At 37.5% G+C, this 19,841-nt stretch carries 15 protein-coding genes; 7 read left to right on the top strand and 8 right to left on the bottom strand.

The features are described 5' to 3' along the window. The 4 genes from KRODI_RS04555 to KRODI_RS04540 all read left to right on the top strand — a co-directional run bounded on the left by KRODI_RS04555 (nt 1) and on the right by KRODI_RS04540 (nt 5,759). Nucleotides 1-2,703, top strand: a complete 2,703-nt coding sequence (locus tag KRODI_RS04555; RefSeq protein ID WP_013750403.1) for a TonB-dependent receptor domain-containing protein — start codon at nt 1-3, stop codon at nt 2,701-2,703. 16 nt (nt 2,704-2,719) lie between these two features. Then, on the top strand, nt 2,720-4,519 hold the full coding sequence (locus KRODI_RS15070; protein ID WP_013750402.1) for a YfiR/HmsC family protein: 1,800 nt from the start codon (nt 2,720-2,722) through the stop codon (nt 4,517-4,519). Between the two features lie 124 nt (nt 4,520-4,643). Further along, the gene (locus KRODI_RS04545; RefSeq protein ID WP_013750401.1) at nt 4,644-5,234 is read left to right on the top strand and encodes a methyltransferase domain-containing protein; all 591 of its coding nucleotides are present in this window, start codon (nt 4,644-4,646) and stop codon (nt 5,232-5,234) included. A 12-nt stretch (nt 5,235-5,246) separates the two neighbouring features. Then, entirely contained in the window at nt 5,247-5,759 is a 513-nt protein-coding gene (locus tag KRODI_RS04540; protein ID WP_013750400.1) for a GTP cyclohydrolase, read from the top strand. Nucleotides 5,760-5,788: 29 nt separating this feature from the next. Here the strand turns inward: KRODI_RS04540 and KRODI_RS04535 are convergent, their stop codons facing one another. The 7 genes from KRODI_RS04535 to KRODI_RS04505 all read right to left on the bottom strand — a co-directional run bounded on the left by KRODI_RS04535 (nt 5,789) and on the right by KRODI_RS04505 (nt 16,168). Beyond that, nucleotides 5,789-7,231 (bottom strand): SLC13 family permease, encoded by a 1,443-nt coding sequence (locus KRODI_RS04535; protein ID WP_013750399.1) that lies wholly within the window; start codon nt 7,229-7,231, stop codon nt 5,789-5,791. Between the two features lie 27 nt (nt 7,232-7,258). Beyond that, nucleotides 7,259-9,349 (bottom strand): DNA helicase RecQ, encoded by a 2,091-nt coding sequence (gene recQ, locus KRODI_RS04530; RefSeq protein WP_013750398.1) that lies wholly within the window; start codon nt 9,347-9,349, stop codon nt 7,259-7,261. A gap of 91 nt (nt 9,350-9,440) precedes the next feature. Continuing rightward, entirely contained in the window at nt 9,441-10,982 is a 1,542-nt protein-coding gene (locus KRODI_RS04525; RefSeq protein WP_013750397.1) for an acyl-CoA carboxylase subunit beta, read from the bottom strand. 3 nt (nt 10,983-10,985) lie between these two features. Then, on the bottom strand, nt 10,986-12,428 hold the full coding sequence (gene accC, locus KRODI_RS04520) for an acetyl-CoA carboxylase biotin carboxylase subunit (protein ID WP_041295799.1): 1,443 nt from the start codon (nt 12,426-12,428) through the stop codon (nt 10,986-10,988). A gap of 9 nt (nt 12,429-12,437) precedes the next feature. Then, nucleotides 12,438-12,932, bottom strand: a complete 495-nt coding sequence (locus KRODI_RS04515) for an acetyl-CoA carboxylase biotin carboxyl carrier protein subunit (RefSeq protein WP_013750395.1) — start codon at nt 12,930-12,932, stop codon at nt 12,438-12,440. 109 nt (nt 12,933-13,041) lie between these two features. Further along, the gene (locus tag KRODI_RS04510) at nt 13,042-13,380 is read right to left on the bottom strand and encodes a single-stranded DNA-binding protein (protein ID WP_013750394.1); all 339 of its coding nucleotides are present in this window, start codon (nt 13,378-13,380) and stop codon (nt 13,042-13,044) included. 556 nt (nt 13,381-13,936) lie between these two features. Then, complete coding sequence (locus tag KRODI_RS04505; RefSeq protein WP_013750393.1) at nt 13,937-16,168, bottom strand: response regulator; 2,232 nt, start codon at nt 16,166-16,168, stop codon at nt 13,937-13,939. A 373-nt stretch (nt 16,169-16,541) separates the two neighbouring features. Between KRODI_RS04505 and acs the strand changes: the two genes are divergently transcribed. Continuing rightward, nucleotides 16,542-18,455, top strand: a complete 1,914-nt coding sequence (gene acs, locus KRODI_RS04500; RefSeq protein WP_261375779.1) for an acetate--CoA ligase — start codon at nt 16,542-16,544, stop codon at nt 18,453-18,455. Nucleotides 18,456-18,508: 53 nt separating this feature from the next. On the opposite strand, the gene KRODI_RS15645 is transcribed toward acs, so the two are convergent. Further along, nucleotides 18,509-18,652 carry a hypothetical protein gene (locus KRODI_RS15645; protein ID WP_013750391.1) on the bottom strand — a complete coding sequence of 48 codons (144 nt, stop codon included), beginning with the start codon at nt 18,650-18,652 and terminating at the stop codon, nt 18,509-18,511. Between the two features lie 282 nt (nt 18,653-18,934). Between KRODI_RS15645 and trxA the strand changes: the two genes are divergently transcribed. After that, complete coding sequence (gene trxA, locus KRODI_RS04495; protein WP_013750390.1) at nt 18,935-19,231, top strand: thioredoxin; 297 nt, start codon at nt 18,935-18,937, stop codon at nt 19,229-19,231. Continuing rightward, nucleotides 19,232-19,834, top strand: a complete 603-nt coding sequence (locus tag KRODI_RS04490; protein WP_013750389.1) for a thiamine phosphate synthase — start codon at nt 19,232-19,234, stop codon at nt 19,832-19,834. It abuts the gene before it with no gap. Nucleotides 19,835-19,841 lie beyond the last annotated feature (7 nt).

Below are 19,841 nucleotides of genomic sequence, written 5' to 3'. Positions count from 1 at the left end.
ATGTCTTTTTTATCAAAGATTACATTATTTATTGCGTGCATAGTATCTTCTCTTAGTTTCGCTCAATCTAGAGCTACGATAGAAGGAGTGGTTACAGATAATTTTGGGATATTACCAGGTACTACTATTAGTATAGAAGGTTATAATAAGAGCACCCAGACAGATATTAATGGAGCATTTTCTTTTCAAGTTGATGAAGGAGAGTATGTATTATCTGCAAGTTTTGTAATGTATAATGTACTTTATAAAACAGTTGTAGTAAAAGCTGGTGAAACACAAAAAGTAAATTTTAAATTAGAGACAGGCTTCTCTGTAGATGAGCCTATCTCTCTAGGTACAAGGTCTGATCCTGTTTCCTCATTTCAGAACACAGCTTCTGTAGATATCATATCGCCACAACAAATCACAAACTCTTCTCAAATAGAGTTGAGCCAAATATTACATTACCTCTCACCCTCATTTTATTCGACCAGACAAACCATTTCAGATGGTACAGATCATATTGATCCAGCTACACTACGAGGGCTAGGTACAGATCAAGTTCTTGTACTTATCAATGGAAAAAGAAGACATAATAGTTCTTTGCTCAATGTGAATGGTACCATAGGTCGAGGTGCCGTGGGTACAGATTTTAATGCTATCCCCATAAGTGCTATAGAACGTATTGAGATACTAAGAGATGGAGCGACTTCTCAATATGGATCTGATGCTATTGCAGGGGTTATCAACATCATCCTCAAAAACCAAACGAATGCTGTTTCTTTAAATAATTTATTAAAAGTTAATAAAGAAGGAGATGGTCTCACACAATTTGCCGGAGCAAATTTTGGTATGAAGTTAGGCAAGGAAGGATTTTTAAATATTACAGGTGAATATAGAAAAAGAGAGGCTACCAATAGAGCGGGTAACTATACGGGACGTGTTTATGTAGATAATGAAGAAGAGGATAATGCACTTATAGCTCAGAATAATTTCTTTGATCAAACGGGTTATTCAGATAGGCAAGTAATGCAAATAGGCAATTCCGAAACTCAGAATCTAGCCATTCATTTTAATGGAGTAATAAAAGTATCAGACAGTGCTCAGGTATATCTTCACGGTGGACGAAATTATAGAGAAGGAAAATCTGCTGGCTTTTATAGGTTTCCTATAGATGAAGACCGTGTCATTACAGATTTATTTCCTAATGGATTTTCTCCAGAAATCTTAACAGATATTCAAGATGATGCCGTTACATTAGGTTTGAGAGGAAGTAAGCATAATTGGGATATTGATTTTAGTCATACTATAGGGATGAATTCTCTTGATTATACTATTAACAATTCTAACAATGCGTCATTAGGAATTGCGTCACCTACTACTTTTTACGCCGGAGGATTTTTGTATAGTCAGAATACATCAAACTTAGATCTTTCAAAGTCTTTTGATTGGAGGTCAGGTCTTAATTTCTCTTTCGGAGCAGAGTTAAGAGTAGAAAATTATCAGATAGGTGCAGGAGAAGAAGCGTCATATATAAATGGCGGTAGTGTCTTTACCAATAGTGAAGGGCTTGAGGAACCAAGAATAGCAGGAGCACAAGTTTTTCCTGGAATTCAACCAGAAAATGAACTAAATAAATTTAGAACAAACAGCTCGTTTTACGTAGATATTGAGGCAAATGTTAATGATAAGTGGCTCATACAACTCGCCGCCAGAAATGAGCTTTATAATGACTTTGGGAGTCAAGTGATTTGGAAAGTGGCTTCTCGTTATAAGCTAACTAACAATACAAGTATGAGAGGTGGTATTGCTACAGGGTTTAGGGCGCCATCCCTACACCAAGTGTTTTTTCAAAATATAAGCACACAGTTTATTGATGGTAATATTTTGCAGGTAGGTACATTTAATAATGAAAGCGCACTCACTGCTCAAGCATTTAATGTAGATAGACTAAGTCCAGAATTATCAAATCACTATAGCATAGGTTTAAGTAGTAAGATTAGTTCAAATTTTTCGCTTGCACTTGACTATTACTACATAGCAATAAAAGACAGAATAGTACTCTCAGGACTCATATCTGATGGTTATGAAGACATTTTAGCACCATTTGGGGTTGGAGCAGCTCAGTTCTTTACAAATGCAATAGATACGAATACCCAAGGTGTAGATCTAGCATTAGTTTATAAGAATAACGTAGGTGATGGTAATCTAGAAAGTTCTTTAGGTTTTAATATCAATAGTACGACTGTAGGTAGAGATATAAGGGTACCCATTGCTTTTGAGGAAGCAGAAGAAGTCATCATTAGTAGAGAAGAAATAGGTAGACTAGAGAAAGGACAGCCTGCATATAAATTGAGCTGGAGAAGTTTTTATGATATTGATAAGTTTAAAATTCACTTCAATAATACATTGTTTGGACCTGTGGAATATTTTCACCCAGATGATGGAAATAGCGATAACTGGGTTGTAAATGACTTTACAGGAAATATAGAGTCCCGAGATCAAAAGTTTTCGGCAAAGGTTCTTACAGATTTCTCTATTCATTATCAGTTTCACTCACGAGTGAGTGCGGCTATAGGGGGTAATAATATTTTTAATGTGTATCCAGATAAGCACACGCATTCATCAAATACGAGCAACGGTAATTTTACCTATAGTAGACGAGTAGGCCAGTTTGGAGTACAAGGTAGAAACTACTTTGTAAGTTTATCTCTAAGCTTATAATAAGGATGGGTTATTCATGAAAGATTTCAAACTATTATCGGCACTTAAGATTGTGGTCGCTTTAATAATCTTTGGGTCTTCTGCTCAAATTCAAGCGCAGACTAATGTTGAACAAGTCGCTAGAGTGCAACGAGCTATTTATGTTTTTAATATTGCTCAACAAGTAAACTGGTCACCTCAATCTGGAGATACTTTTAAGATAGGAGTTTTGGGTCCTGATAGAACCATTATCGACTTTAAGTCAATAGCTCAAAAACGACAAATACAATCTAAACCGGTTGAAATCATCAATTTTCTTTCTGTAAAAGATATAGCAGATGTAGATATATTATACGTTAACAAAAAATATAATTTCCAAATGCCATATATTCTTCAGTCTTCAGAAGGAAAGGGCATATTAGTAATGTCTGAGGGATATGCATTTAATGCCTCGATGATAAATATTGTTAGAGTTGGAAATACATTTAGACATCAAATCAATGAGGAACTACTGCGCATTAATGATTTTGTTATTGCTCCTTCCTTAAAATTTTATGCCATTAAAACTTCACAAAAGTGGCAATCACTTTTTATAGAAGCACAAGACTCACTTAATCTAGCTAAGCAAATTGCAAAGAGAAAGGACTCTTTAATTATAGCTCACCAAAGAGAGATTAATAGTAAAAACGAGATTATAGATACGATTCAAGAGATTGTAAAACTAAAAAATAACTCCATTCAAGATTTGCTCGATGAGGACGAGATTCAAAAACAGACCATAGAGGAAAAGCAAGAAATTGCAAAAGAACTGGAAATAGAAAATGAATCTCAACTAGAAGAACTTGAAAGAAGACAGCGTATTTTAGTTCAAAATGCAGAAGAAATAGAGCGCAATCAAGATAGTATAGATAATCAAAACTTAAATCTCAGTGTCCAGAAAAAAGTGCTTGACGAGCAGTCTGTAGAGCTATCTCTTAGAGAGAACATCAACTGGCTTTTAGGAATCATCGCCTTCTTATTTCTGGTGGCAGGATTTATAATTTATAAGAATTACCAAAGTAAAAGCAAACTTGCAAAACAGCTTGTATTGCAAAATGCAAAAATACTAGCCCAGGCAGAAGAACTCAGTCAGAAAAATGAAGACCTCGAGCAGTTTGCCTATATCGCAAGCCATGATCTACAAGAACCTCTCAATACCATATCAAGCTTCATTGGGCTTATAAGGAGTGATTATAGTGCACAGTTTGACGATTTAGGCAATCAGAGTCTTGAATTTATAGAAGAGGCAAGTGAGAGGATGGCTAAGCTTATAAATGTGTTGCTAGAATACTCACGCATAGGTAAGACTAGAAGTTTTACGGAGGTAGATTGTAACAAGTTGGTACAAGACTTAGAGAAAGATATTTATGCACTCATAAAAAGAAAAAATGCAACCATTACATATTCCAATCTTCCTACCCTTATGGGTTCTGAAATTGAGCTGCGCTTGTTGTTTCAAAACTTAATCACAAACGCTTTAAAGTTTTGTGCAGAGGATACATCACCCACATTACATATTGACGTGAGCGAGACTGCGAACCTAGAGAACCCTAATGAGAAGATGTGGCAATTCTCTTTTAAAGACAATGGGATAGGTATTCGTAAAGATCATCAGGAGCGTATTTTTTCTATCTTTCAGCGATTACATACAACAGATCAATATAAAGGCACCGGAATAGGACTTGCGCATTGTAAAAAGATTGTCGGGATACATAAAGGAAATATTTGGGTAACTTCAAAAATTAATGAAGGGAGCACTTTTTATTTTACTATCCCTATGAATCCTGAAGCTGAGTAATGTGATTTTTTACGTTTTCGCGAAAGCGTAACTACAAGTAACACATGCTACATTTATCACTCGCTACACGTAATTTACTTAAATTGCTATGCACTAGATGTTGTTTTAAAACTAACCTACATTCATGGAACTCACGTCAACCTATTGGAATAATTGTTATGCAGAGGGAAGTACAGGTTGGGACTTAAAAGAGGTCTCTCCACCTATTAAAGCCTACCTCGATCAATTAGAAAATAAGGACCTTAAAATTTTAATTCCTGGTGGCGGTTATAGTCATGAAGCGCAGTACTGCTGGGAGGAGGGATTTAAAAATGTGTATGTAGTAGACTTTTCTCAACTTGCATTAGAAAATTTGAAACAGAGAGTACCAGATTTTCCTAGCTCGCAACTTATACAAGAAGATTTTTTCAAGTTTGACGGGCAGTTTGATGTAATCATAGAACAAACATTTTTCTGCGCATTACAACCAGATTTGAGACCTGCTTACGTCGCACATATGCGTACATTGTTTAAACCTAAAGGCAAACTTGTAGGCTTACTTTTTAACTTCCCACTCACCGAAAAAGGACCACCATACGGAGGAAGTGTAGCGGAATATGAAAACTTGTTCTCAAAACATTTTGATATTCAAAAAATGGAAACTTCCTATAACTCAGTAGCTGCTCGTGCAGATAAAGAGTTGTTTGTCAAAATGGTAAAAAAGCAAACTAATTAATATCACAACACAATGATTGTACAACTAGCAGAAGGAACCATCAAAACTAAATATGGAACTTATAAAGAGATTCTTTTTTATGACGGTATCAAGGAGTGTCACGCGCTAGTGATGGGAGATGTGAGCGGAGCAGAAGATGTGCTTTGCAGGGTACATTCCTCGTGCATTTTTGCTCACCATTTTAATAGTATAGAGTGTGATTGCCGTGAGCAAATGGAAATATCACAGCAACTTATAGAACGAGCAGGAAAGGGTATTGTAATCTGGCTAGAGCAAGAAGGAAAAGGAAATGGTCATTATGCACTCCTCAATACTTTACCGCTCAAAAAACAAGGTATGCCTCAAGCAGATGCGTACGAGGCTGTAGGTTTTCATAAGGATAATCGTGATTTTAGCGTTGCAGCAAAAATCTTAAAACATCTAGAAGTGAATTCTATCACAATGATCACGGGTAATGAAAAGAAAACCAAAACACTCACAGATCTGGGCATTAGTGTAAGTGGTATTCAACCTACAGAGCTATGATATGAGTGTGCTTTCGCGAAAGCGTAATATCAAAACAATACCGGAACCACATAGTAAGCCAGCGCAAATAATAATCCCACCGAAATTAAATTTAAAAACACACCCACGCGCGCCATCTGATTTACACGCACGTGACCACTTGCAAAGACTATCGCGTTAGGCGGTGTTGCCATAGGCAGCATAAATGCACAACTAGAAGCAAGTGTTACGGGGATGACCATTTGTAGCATAGGCACATCCATTCCTATGGCAATACCTACTACTAATGGAACAAGGATAGTGACAAGTGCAACGTTGCTCATTAATTCTGTCATAAAGAGCATTAAGAAAATAAGCACGGCAGTCACCACCCACATACTCCAGTCTTCCTGCTGTGATATGTAGGAACCTATCATATCTATAAATCCAGATTGTGCCAGTCCAGAGGCAAGTGCGAGACCGCCGCCAAAGAGGATTAAAATTCCCCAAGGTAATCGAGAAGTATCTTCCCAATTGAGCGGAAAAGAACCTTTTTTATAATCGATAGGTACTATAAACATCAGCAGCGCCGCAATCACAGAGATGGTTGTATCTGTAAGTGTGATTTCTGGTAGTAGTTGGTTGAGATAGGAGCGTAGCATCCACGAGATTGCTGTAATGAGAAATATGGCTAAGACCACTTTCTCTCCTTTTGAAACTGGACCAAGCTTATCTAACTCGGTCTGTATGATATTTCCAGACTTTCCAATGGTGCCTAGGTTATTCTTGTAGAAGACTCTTGTAATCATAAAATATGTGATGATCATCAGTATGATGGAGAATGGAACTCCCATTTTCATCCACTGGAAAAAGCCTATGTCTATATTATAACTCTCATTAAGGAATGCAAGCATTACAGAGTTAGGCGGTGTACCTATTAAGGTTGCCATTCCTCCTATATTTGCGCCAAAAGCGATACCTAGCATAATGCTTAGAGCAAAGTTGCGGTCGTTTTTTGTAAAACCATCTTCGTCATCTATAAGAAGTTGAATGACAGACACGGCGATTGGGAGCATCACGACCGTACTTGCTGTGTTTGAAATCCACATGCTCATTAAACCAGTGGCAATCATAAAGCCTAGTATGATTCCGTTTGCCTTTGTGCCCGTAATTTTAAGAATAGAGAGGGCTATCCGTTTGTGCAGGTTAACTTTTTCTAGCGCTAGCGCGATTACAAATCCTCCAAAAAATAGATACACAATAGGATTTGCATAGTTACTGGCGACTTCCTTTATGTCTCCAATACCGAGTAAGGGAAATAGAGCAAGCGGAATAAGTGCCGTAACAGAGATGGAAACAGCTTCTGTAACCCACCAGATAATCATCCACAAAGCGACAGCAATCACCTTGTCTATCGCTGGATTTATGAGCTCAACGGGTGCTGCGAGTAATAAAATATATAGCAAAGGGCCGATGATAAAGCCTATTTTTCGCGAAAGCGTAAATTCCTTCATAGCCTTAAAAATAGGCAAAAAAGAAAACTACTTACCTTTTAAATATAAGGCAAGTCTTATTTTCCAATATGGCATCTCTTCCTTAAAGTATTCGTAGAAAGATTTGAGCTTATCTGCGTCTTCTACCTTTAAAATGGCGTCGTGTACTTGCTTTACTTCTACGGGCTGTATAAATTGGTAAAAATCTACCTCCATACCTTCATCATGTAACTTCATCAAGTGATTGTACACAGAGCCTATAGTGAGTTTACGGGTCTCTGCAATTTCTTCTAGAGAAAGGCCTTGCTGGATGAGTTTTTTAGTCTCTAGATACGTTTTGCTACCGCTTTTAGGTTTTGGTTTTTGGACATGCTCTTTAATGACCTTTATAAAATCTGCGCCATATTTTTCCATCTTTGCTTGTCCTACACCTTGAATGTCTAAAAACTGCTTTTGAGTTACAGGTTCTTGATCTTCCATATCCTTAAGGGAAGTATCAGAAAATACAATATATGCAGCCACATTTGCATCTCTAGCAAGTTCTGAGCGTAGTTCGCGCAGCTTTTCAAAGAGCGTTCCTTTTGGTTTTTTAGGTTTGCGTTCTTTCGTAACAGGTTCGGTTTTAACCTTGGTGAGTTTAGCCAGTTGTATGTTTTTTCCGTCGTATAAAACTTCTTTAGCAAGTGGGGTGAGTAATAATCTTCCGCTTTCGCGAAAGCGTATTTCTAACAATCCCTGATTGATAAGCTGCACAATATATTGCTGAAGGTCTCTCCAGGGAACATCTTTTGCGGCTCCGTAAGTTTTTATTTCTTGATAGCCTTTGTCATATACTTGAGCGTTTTGCGAACCTCTTAAAACGTCAATCACGGTACCCATCGCTTCTTTTTGTTGCATACGAGCAACGCCCGAAAGTACTTTTTGAGCAAGTACAGTACCGTCAAAATATGCCGGCGGACTGTTACAAATGTCACAGTTTCCGCAATCCTCAGAGAGAAACTCGCCAAAGTAGTTGATAAGCACTTTACGTCTACAACTCAGCGCTTCTGCATACTGTTGCATACGATCGAGCTTTGCCATTTGGTAGTCGGCATTTTTTGCTCCGTCTATAAACTGTCTTAGCTGTAGGGTGTCTGCATAACTATAAAAAAGTAAGGTGTGAGCAGGTAAGCCATCACGTCCAGCACGACCTATTTCTTGATAATATCCTTCAAGATTTTTAGGCATGTTGTAGTGGATCACCCATCGCACGTTACTCTTATCTATTCCCATACCAAAGGCGATGGTAGCACAAATTATGGGCGTCGTATCATTTATAAAATCTTCTTGAACTTTTGAACGTTGCTCTGCGTGCATCCCTGCGTGGTATGCAGCCGCTTTATAACCGTTAGCTTGTAGTTTGGCAGCTAGAGACTCTGTACTTTTTCTAGAAAGACAGTAAATGATACCACTTTCTCCAGGGTGCTCTTCAAGGAAATCAAGAATCTGATCATTACGTTTTTGGCCAGGTCTCACATCGAGATAGAGGTTAGGTCTATCAAAAGAAGAGACGTACTTTTTTGCATTGCTTATTCCTAATTGATCCGCAATATCATCTTGTGTTGATCTGTCTGCTGTTGCGGTAAGGGCAATAAGTGGTGCTTGTGGAAAGCGTCTTTTTAGATAGCCTAGTTGCGTGTATGCAGGTCTAAAATCGTGACCCCATGATGAGATACAGTGTGCTTCATCTATGGCGATTAATGAAATGGTTGCGGCATTAAGTGCTCCGTCTAACATTTGTAGGCTTTCAGGTGCAACATAGATGAGGTCTATGGCGCCGCTTTGTAAATCTGATAATACTTGCTGAGTTTCTTCTAGAGGTTGTGTGCTATTGTAGTAGGCTGCTCTTATGCCGTTTGCACGTAGCGCATCTACCTGATCTTTCATTAAGGCAATAAGAGGTGAGATTACAAGAGCAACTCCATCTAGCGCAAGTGCGGGCAATTGAAAACACATGGATTTACCACCACCAGTAGGCATAATAACAAGTGCGTCATCTCCACGACACACAGATTCTATAATCTCTTGCTGGTTAGGGCGGAAATTATCGTAGCCAAAATGAGTTTTTAAAAGGGAGTGTAATTCTTGTGTTGCAACCATCTTACAAAGTTATTAATACCAATTAAAAAAGGCGCTTATTAAAGCGCCTCTTTATACAGTAATGATGTGTTTATTTATCTTAAATAAGACGCTATAAAGGAATGTTACCGTGTTTCTTTTTAGGAAGCTCCACCTTCTTGTTTTCTAGCATACTAAATGCTTTGATAAGTTTGCGTCTCGTATCTTGTGGCATAATCACTTCATCTATAAAACCACGTTGTGCTGCTCGATAAGGGTTTGCAAATTTCTCTGCATACTCACTTTCTTTTTCAAGTAGTTTTTCTTCAGGATTATCTGCTGCGCTTATTTCTTTTCTAAAGATAATCTCGCTGGCTCCTTTTGCACCCATAACTGCTATCTCAGCACTAGGCCATGCATAGTTAAGGTCTGCACCTATGTGCTTAGAGTTCATTACATCATAAGCACCACCATATGCTTTTCTTGTAATTACCGTTACTCTTGGTACGGTTGCCTCACTGAGTGCGTATAATAACTTTGCTCCGTTTGTAATAATACCATTCCACTCCTGATCTGTACCTGGAAGGAAACCTGGAACATCTACAAGAACTAGCAAAGGAATATTGAAACAGTCACAAAATCTTGTGAAACGAGCTGCTTTTTTAGAGCTATCTACATCTAGTACTCCTGCAAGAAACATAGGCTGATTTGCAACGATACCCACACTACGACCCCCTAAACGAGCAAAACCTACAATGATATTCTCAGCATAATCTTTATGGATCTCATAAAAAGAATCTTCATCTATAATACCCGTAATTACCTCGTGCATATCATAAGGCTTGTTTGCACTATATGGGATAATGGTTGCAAGCTGGTCGCGCACCTCATCCTTAAGTGTAAACGGTAAATTCTTAGGTGTTTCTGTATTGTTTTGAGGCAAGTAGCTCAACAGTGATTTTAGATCTTCTAGACATTGTGCGTCATTAGAAGAGGTGATATGTGCTACACCAGATTTTGAGCTGTGCGTACTTGCGCCACCTAGTTCTTCTGAGGTTACTTCTTCATTAGTCACTGTTTTTACAACGTTAGGTCCCGTTACAAACATGTAGCTGGTGTTCTCTACCATCATAGTAAAGTCTGTCATTGCTGGAGAGTAAACTGCTCCACCGGCACAAGGTCCCATAATAGCCGAGATTTGCGGGATTACACCAGATGCCTGTACATTGCGGTAAAAGATATCTGCATAACCTCCTAGTGAGCGTACACCTTCTTGTATACGTGCTCCACCAGAATCATTAAGCCCTATTAATGGGGCTCCAGTTTTCATAGCGAGATCCATTATTTTACAAATCTTCTCAGCATGTGTCTCAGAGAGTGCTCCTCCAAAAACTGTAAAGTCTTGTGCAAATAAGTAAATCAAACGACCGTTTACTGTACCATAACCAGTGACCACACCATCTCCATAATAAATCTCTTTTTCCATACCAAAATCTGTAGTACGGTGTGTAACAAGAATACCTATTTCTTCAAAAGAGCCATCGTCTAATAAGTAGTGTATGCGTTCTCTAGCAGTAAGTTTCTTTTTCTCGTGCTGCTTGTCTATACGTTTCTGACCGCCACCTAGGTGTGCGAGTTCAATTTTTTCGTTGAGCGTTTTTATGTTAGCATCCATAGGTTATACAGTTGGTAGGCGTAAGATATTTTGTTCTTTAATATGTTGTTTGAGAGCGATAAGAGCAGCAATACGTGCTTCTTCTTTAAACCCTTCTTTCAAAGCTTCTGGAGAATAGTAGTTTTTTACAAAATGCGTATCAAAATTTCCAGAGCGGAAGGCATCATGCTCACAAACAAATTTTCCAAAAGGAAGTGTAGTTTGCACACCTTCTATTTTATAATCATCTATTGCTTTAGAGAGTAACTCTATTGCTTCTTCACGTGTAGGTGCATAAACAATAAGCTTAGAAAGCATAGGGTCATAATAGATAGGAATATCCATTCCTTGTTCAAATCCATTATCTACACGTATACCTTCTCCTTCTGGGAGTATGTAAGTCGATAAATTTCCTACGCTAGGTAAGAAGTCATTGAGTGGATCTTCTGCATACACACGTAATTCTAATGCGTGTCCTTTAATGCTGAGATCTTCTTGAGCGATAGATAACTTTTCACCACGAGCAACGCGTATCTGCAATTCTACAAGATCTGTACCTGAGATAAGTTCGGTTACTGGGTGTTCTACTTGTAAACGAGTATTCATTTCTAAGAAATAGAAATTGAGCTGATCATCTAGTAAAAACTCTACGGTGCCTGCGCCGCGATAATTACATGCTTTTGCCACCTTTATTGCAGCTTGCCCCATTTCTTCTCGTAGTTGCGGAGTAAGGACTACAGATGGAGCTTCCTCTACTACTTTCTGGTGGCGACGCTGGATGCTACATTCACGTTCAAAGAGATGAATCACATTACCGTGATTATCTGCCATTACTTGAATCTCAATGTGTCTAGGTGATGCAACATATTTTTCTATAAAAACAGATCCGTCACCAAAGGCTGCAGTTGCTTCACTAATAGCCGTACTCATTTGTGATGCTAGTTCGCTGTCTTTTTCTACCACGCGCATCCCTTTTCCACCACCTCCGGCAGAAGCTTTTATGAGAATAGGGTATCCTATTTCGGCAGCGATAGCTTTTGCTTTTTCTACATCTGTGATGGCTTCATCAATACCTGGCACCATCGGGATGTCATATGCTTTTACAGCTTCTTTGGCTGCGAGCTTACTTCCCATGATTTCTATTGCGTGTGCCTCTGGGCCTATGAAGATCATTTGTGCTTCGGTTACCGCTTTCGCGAAAGCGGAATTCTCACTTAAAAATCCGTAGCCAGGGTGGATTGCATCTACGTTAAGTTCTTGAGCAACTTTGATAATTTTATCACCTAATAAATACGACTCCGATGAAGGTGCATTGCCCACGCAAACGGCCTCGTCTGCATAGCGCACGTGTGGTGCATTACGGTCTACAGTAGAGTAAATGGCTACTGTTTTAATACCCATTTTCTTTGCAGTGCGAATTACCCTGATGGCTATCTCGCCACGGTTTGCAATCAATATTTTCTTTATAGTTTTCATCTATTTTTCTTCTTCAAATTCTACAAGTAATTGCCCTTTATCTACCGCGTCATCTTTTACAACGTGCACGGCCTTGATAACTCCGTCTGTATGGGATACAAAGCTGTTTTCCATTTTCATGGCGCTTAGAATCACCAGCGTGTCACCTTCTTTTACTTCTTGACCAGCAGTAACCTGCACATCGATAATAAGACCTGGCATAGGAGAAATGAGATTGTTGAGCTGCTTTGAACCTCCTACCGTGAAGCCCATTTCTTTAATAAGAATGTCAATTTCGTCTTTAATAACAACTTCATAATTGTTACTATTTACCTGAATGTTGTATGTCTTTTTGCTGAAATCTGAAGAGACTACAGTTGCTTTAAAAGAAGAGTTATCCTCTAGAATATGGTAAGAATTCTGAGGGGTATGTACCGCGTCTAACTGAGATAGCTGATCACGAGAAACTTCGAACTCATGCTCCTCGTTTACGGTGGTTTTATAGGTGTTGCTCATCGCTTGTATTTTAAGATATAAATATACGTAATTACGATATTGTTATCCTAGAGCAAATAAAATAAGAAAAGGCGCTCGTAAGAGCGCCTTTAGTATTAAAAATGTAATATTAATTGTTTTTACTAAGCATCAATAACTCGTTACAAACAATCTCTGTCATATATCTTTTTACACCATCTTTATCTTCCCAAGAACGATTAGTAAGTTTTCCTTCTATTGCGATTTCTTGTCCTTTTTGAATGTAGCTTTCTACCACTTTGACAAGGCCGCCGCGTACTATGATATTGTGCCAGTATGCACGTTCTACTTTCTGTCCATTCTTGTCTTTATAAGAATCATCTGTTGCCATAGAGAACTTGGCAATTTTATTTCCGTCTGGAAATGTTGTGATTTCGGGTTCTTGACCTAGTCTTCCAATTAACTGTACTTTGTTGCGTAATGCGTTCATAATAATGTGTTTTTCTTGAGTAGGTTAAGCCTACCAAATTGAGTTATATTTCTTTATCGAGCCGTTCTCGAGAAAATCATTTGTTCTTAGTGAGTGAATTATAACAACCACTTGTAAATAAGAACACTGCAAATATGCGACAGCTTATAATCCCTAGCCGACTTTTAAACGTTTACTTACGTTTATAGTCGTTTGTAAGTATTTGTAAACGTTTAAAAACGTTTTAATATACTGAATTAGAGTGTGTTGTGGTTTTTGGTGTTTGTTGAGTTAGAACTGCTTGTTTTAGAGAATTTTTAGAAGAATAGAGGTTAATTGCTTGGTATAGAGTGAAGAAGAGACTTGGATATCCTTAAAAACTTGATGATTTTTAAAATCTTTTAGAGGATTAGTTATTGAAAAACACCCTCTTTCTAACAACATTCAGGCTAGAAGAAAACTTAAATGAAAGAGCCATTTTCGCGAAAGCGGAAAGAGTAAAATAACCCATATTATAAGTAGGTCAGATTCTATAAGAAGTAAATAAGGAAGTTAAGTGAAATGTATATCTCACCCATTACGTGGAGCTATACATTAAGAGCATGTCTAAAAGAATTTCTGTCTTATAGGGTTTAAGTATGCTATTATTAATGCCGTGTTTTGTTAGTTCTTTATTCCCATCTTTATAACTGGTGGCTGTAAGAGCAATGATGGGAGTTATGCTGTCAAACTTTCTTATAACAATGCTGGCATCAATACCGTTCATTACAGGCATATTGATATCCATTAATATGAAATCATAGGCATTATTCTTTACTGCGCTCACAGCTTGTTGTCCATTACTGGCACTTTCGTTTTTTATACCGTATTGTTCAAGTACCTTTTTAGTTACTAGTTGGTTGATACTGTTATCGTCCACGATAAGTACTTTTTTGCCTTTGAGACGTTCGTAGCTTGAGATATCTGATTGGACTTCTAGGTAGGAGTTAGATCCAGTTTCTAAGTCAATTGTAAATGAAAAAGTAGATCCTTTATTTGGACTGCTTACAAGTGATAATTTACTCCCTAGAATGTGCAAAATTTTCTTTACAATAGGAAGACCTAGGCCTGTACCTTGATGGTCTGAACTGGCCCCTACTTGAGCAAACTCAGTAAATATTTTTGCTTGTTCTTCTTTGGCAATGCCTTGTCCTGTGTCTGCTATACTAAAGAGAATACTGTTTACATCTTTATTCTTTTCTTGTAGTGTTGCTTTTATGGTGATTGTGCCATCCTCTGTAAACTTGCTGGCATTACTCGATAAGTTCATGAGGACTTGAGAGATTTTAGTTTTATCGCCCAGTAAGGTGTCTGGAATATTAGGGTCAATAATCACCTTTGTAGTGTTATTGTTTTTCTTATTTATAAACTCAAGAGTTTGTACTATATGAGGTATTAATTTATGTAGTCTAAAGTTAGTCTTCTGGACGCGCTCGCCTTCTTTTGAGGCAAACTTATTTAAGCTCAATATGTCATTTACGAGTGCTAGGAGATAGTCAGCAGAAAATTTTAAGGATTTTAAATCTTCCTTATGATTTTTGAGCGCTGGGTCTTCAAGAAATACAGAAGAAAGTCCTATTATTCCATAAAGCGGAGTTCTTAACTCGTGACTTACAGTAGAAAGGAATTTGGTATTGCTTCTGGCTAACTTTTGAGATTTCTTTTTGGCTTGTAGATATTGTTTGTTTTTTGATTTTAAATTCTCAAGAAGCCTTTTTCGTTTTTTTCTGCCGCGTAACAGTAATCCTATAAATAATAGCAAGATAGCTGCTAGCACAAGTGAGGTTCTTAAAAGTAATTTATCCTCATCAGCCTTTTGAAGTGCGAGCTCATTTTCTAATTTTGAAGCTCGTAGTTCTTGTTTAAATTTATTGAGATTAAAGCGAGAAGTAGCATTTTTTTGCTGCTTTATCTTGTTTGCTTCATATCTCTTTTCGACGAGTACATCATAGATTTTTCGTATGTTATTTACTTGCTCGAAGTTACCTAAGCTTTCATAGGCTTTCATTAAGTTTTTATAATTATCAATCTTGTAATTGTCATCTTGCTCATCACCAGCGACCTCCATAGAGTAGTTAATTGCATTAATTGCCTCTTTGGGTTTGTTTTGTAATAGGTAGATAGAACTTTGAACGTGGTAGACAGTTCCCTCAAAGTTGTTTTTCCTCCCATTAAAGTCATCTTTTGTAAGCAATTCCTTTGCTTGGTTTAGATAATATTCTGCTTCATTTGGCTGTTCTTTAATTACGTATAGTTCAGCTAGGTTATTATTTGCAATAAAATCAACTAGAATGCTATTCTCAATTTCTGGGCTTATGGCGAGTGCTTCTTCAAAATAAGTGATTGCCTTGTCTGGATCTTTCTCAAAAAAAGTGTTGCCTAGATTTGTAAGATTTCTTGCCAAATTAAAGGTGTCATTAGACTTTTTATTTTCCTCTATGGCGTTATTAAAAAGATCTTCGGCACCCTGAAAATTGTCTACTTGTATAAATGCATTTCCTAGAATACTTCTTAAACGAGATGTAGTGATAGGTGATTTGACTCTCTTAGCGTTATCTAGAAGGTGTGGTACAACCTCAATAACTTTTTCATAACTGGACTCATTAAATAAGGCAAGTATGGTAGGCATCAGAGAGTCTATCTCTGCTACGGTGAATTGCTTTTCTTTTATTAATAAGATTTCTTCTTGAGAGATTGTCTCTTGACTGTAGGATTTAAAAGAGTATACAGTACTTAAAACAACTAGCAGTAGTATGGTTAGTCTAGTCATAAATATTGATTTGGGAATTAAAATTTAAGCAAATGTCCCTAGAGTAGTTGTTATATTATAAAATGTATGCAATTAGCTAATAATGTTCTTTTAATCTTTAAAATACTACTTTTCGTCGATTATTTAAGATATTTAATGAGTTTTTTGTTTATCAAGATTGATTTTAAATTTTTTGTAAGCTGGTAATTATCAGTATTGAATAATTTTCATATTATAAAAAAGCTCTCTGTTGTACATTTATAGCTTGACTAGTTAAAATTTTATATTTATAGCAGATTGTGATGGGAGTTGTCTTTGGTGCGCTTTCGCGAAAGCGTTAAATGTTTTCATTATTAGCCTCATACTCTATATCTTTTATCAATCAAATAGATACATAATGAGTAATTACCACATAAAAGGTCTAGAAGAGTATTTTCAAGTCTACCGAAAGTCTGTAGACAAGCCTGAGCAATTCTGGGAAGAAATTGCCGAAGAAAACTTTGTCTGGCGTAAGCGCTGGGATACCGTATTAGATTGGGATTTTAAAAAGCCAGAAGTAAAATGGTTTGATGGAGCCCAATTAAATATTACAGAAAATTGTCTCGATAGACATCTCTACGCTCGTGGTGATAAAACAGCATTGCTCTTTGAGCCAAATAATCCTGATGATCCTGCCGAACATATTACTTATAAAGACCTTCATGAGCGCGTGTGCAAGTTTGCAAATGTGCTTAAGGCTAAAGGTGTGACACGCGGTGATCGCGTGTGTATTTATGTACCCATGATACCAGAACTTGCGGTATCTATGCTTGCATGTGCGCGTATAGGAGCAGTACACTCTGTGGTATTTGCTGGTTTTTCTAGTACTGCATTAAGTACTCGTATTAATGATGCAAGCTGTAAAATGGTTATTACGAGTGATGGCTCATACCGAGGTAATAAAACGATTGACCTTAAAAGTATTGTAGATGATGCATTAGAAAATACTCCATCTGTTCAGAGCGTACTTGTTGTTAAGCGCACTGGTGGCAATGTAGTAATGAAAGAGGGGCGTGATGAATGGATAGCACCACTGTTAAAGGAAGCATCAACAGAATGCCTTGCAGAAACTATGGAAGCAGAGGATTCTTTGTTCATTTTATACACTTCTGGGTCTACAGGCCAACCTAAGGGGATGTTGCACACTACCGCTGGATATATGGTGTATAGTGCATATACGTTTAAAAATGTATTTCAATATAGAGAAGATGATGTGTACTGGTGTAGTGCAGATATAGGATGGATTACTGGGCACAGTTATATTGTCTACGGGCCACTTGCAAATGGTGCTACCTCTGTACTTTATGAGGGAGTTCCAAGTTTTCCAGACTGGGGACGCTTTTGGGAAATAATAGATAAACATCAAGTAAACCAATTTTATACAGCACCCACAGCGATAAGAGCACTTGCAAAGGAGAATTTGAGTTATGTGGAGAAGTATGATTTATCATCTCTTAAAGTATTAGGAACCGTAGGCGAACCCATAAATGAGGAAGCCTGGCACTGGTATAATGACAATATAGGAAAGAAAAAATGTCCAATTGTTGATAGCTGGTTTCAAACGGAAAACGGTGGGATTATGATTAGTCCTATACCATTTGCAACACCTACAATACCCACATTTGCAACCTTGCCATTACCAGGAATACAACCCTGTTTAATGGACGAACAAGGCAAAGAAATCAAAGGAAACCAAGTAGAGGGAAGGTTGTGCATTAAATTTCCATGGCCTAGCATAGCTAGAACGATATGGGGAGATCACAAAAGGTATAAAGACACGTATTTTTCGGCATTTGATAATATGTATTTTACTGGAGATGGCGCTTTAAGAGATGCGACAGGTTATTATAGAATCACGGGACGTGTAGATGATGTCATTATCGTTTCTGGTCACAACTTAGGTACAGCACCTATAGAAGATGCTATTAATGAACATCCAGCTGTTGCCGAAAGTGCTATTGTAGGTTTTCCTCATGCTATTAAAGGAAATGCTTTGTATGGTTATGTAACCTTAAAGGAATCTGGAGAAGGACGTGACCACGACAATTTACGCAAGGAGATTAACCAGCTTATCACAGAAAAAATAGGACCGATTGCTAAGCTGAATAAAATCCAATTTACAAACGGATTACCTAAAACGAGATCTGGTAAAATCATGCGTCGCATACTACGTAAGATTGCCTGTGGAGATGGAGATAATCTAGGCGATATAAGTACGCTACTTAATCCCGAGGTGGTGAAGAGCGTAAAAGACAACGTACAATTATAAAATAACAAACCCCGAAGATTATTTCTTCGGGGTTTCATATATATAGTAAGTGATTAACTCTTTAGATTATCTCGTGGCTGGGTAAACTCTTTTTTATCCTTTACCTGATTATTAATCTCTTTGCCGTGAGTTGCCTCTAGATTAATCGCTTGTTCTTTCTTGCTTGTTTTCTCTGGATTAGGTGTTGTATTACTCATGATTATAATTTTAATGTTCACTTAAAGATAATTTGAAACTAGTCTTTTACAGAAGCAATTAATAAACCTTAACCATCCATTGTTAAAAAATGTGAACAGTGGTGCTTGAAGATTAGAGCTGTAGGTGTGAGTGGTTTTGAGAGAGTTTGTTGATTCAAAAATGTGCTAATTTGGATATTAAGGAACACACATCAAAAACGACTAAGGTTATAAATCTCTTAAAGCCATTATTGGTACAGAGGTATTTTATTATATTTCAATAAATCTAAAATATACACAACGATGAAATCATCCTTTTTTGATATAATCCAATCTGAAACTCCTGTCTTAGTAGACTTTTATGCAACATGGTGCGGGCCTTGTAAAACACTAGGACCTATTCTAGAACAAGTAAAAGACGAGCTAGGTGATCAAGTAAAAATTGTAAAAATAGATGTAGATAAAAATCAGCCGCTTGCTGCTCAATATAATGTGCGAGGAGTACCTACCATGATTCTTTATAAAGCAGGAAAGCAGGTGTGGAGACAATCTGGAGTGCTAGAGAAAAATACTATCATTGATGTTGTAAAAACTGCATAGATGATCATATTAATTTCTCCTGAGGAAACGAGTGAAAACGAGATTGCCACACTGCATCAACTATTTGAAGCTGGGCTATCTCATTTTCATCTTAGAAAACCAAATGCGAGTCTTGATGATCACATAGCATACCTGAATATGGTTAATGCTACGTATCATAATCGTATAATGACGCATAACTTTCATAAAGAGCTGTGTAATCAGTTTAACATTATGGGTGTGCATCTAGAGGAAGCGATGTGGAGAGCCCAAGGTGATCGTCTAGAAGCCTATGTGAACTCATTTACCAGCAAAGATAATAGCGTATCTTCCTCGTACCACGAGCCAGAAGATCTTGCATCGCAAGCAGTACGTTTTGCGTATACATTATTAAGTCCTGTGTTTTCGGCAATTTCTAAGAGTGATATGCAAGGAAGAGGTTTTGATGTGCGTCACATCAATAAAGATATTGTAGGTATGGGAGGAATAAATGCAACTACTACTCCAGAAGCACTAAAACTTGGCTTCAAAGGTGTAGGAGCTCTAGGTGGTGTGTGGAATGCAGATAATCCTGTAGCAGCATTTATTGAGATGAAAAATGCTTTCGCGAAAGCGAATACCTAACCTTTAC

Origin of the sequence: Dokdonia sp. 4H-3-7-5, from assembly GCF_000212355.1 — a bacterium.
Taxonomy (GTDB): Bacteria; Bacteroidota; Bacteroidia; order Flavobacteriales; family Flavobacteriaceae; genus Dokdonia.
This window is presented reverse-complemented; position numbering and strand designations above follow the sequence as displayed.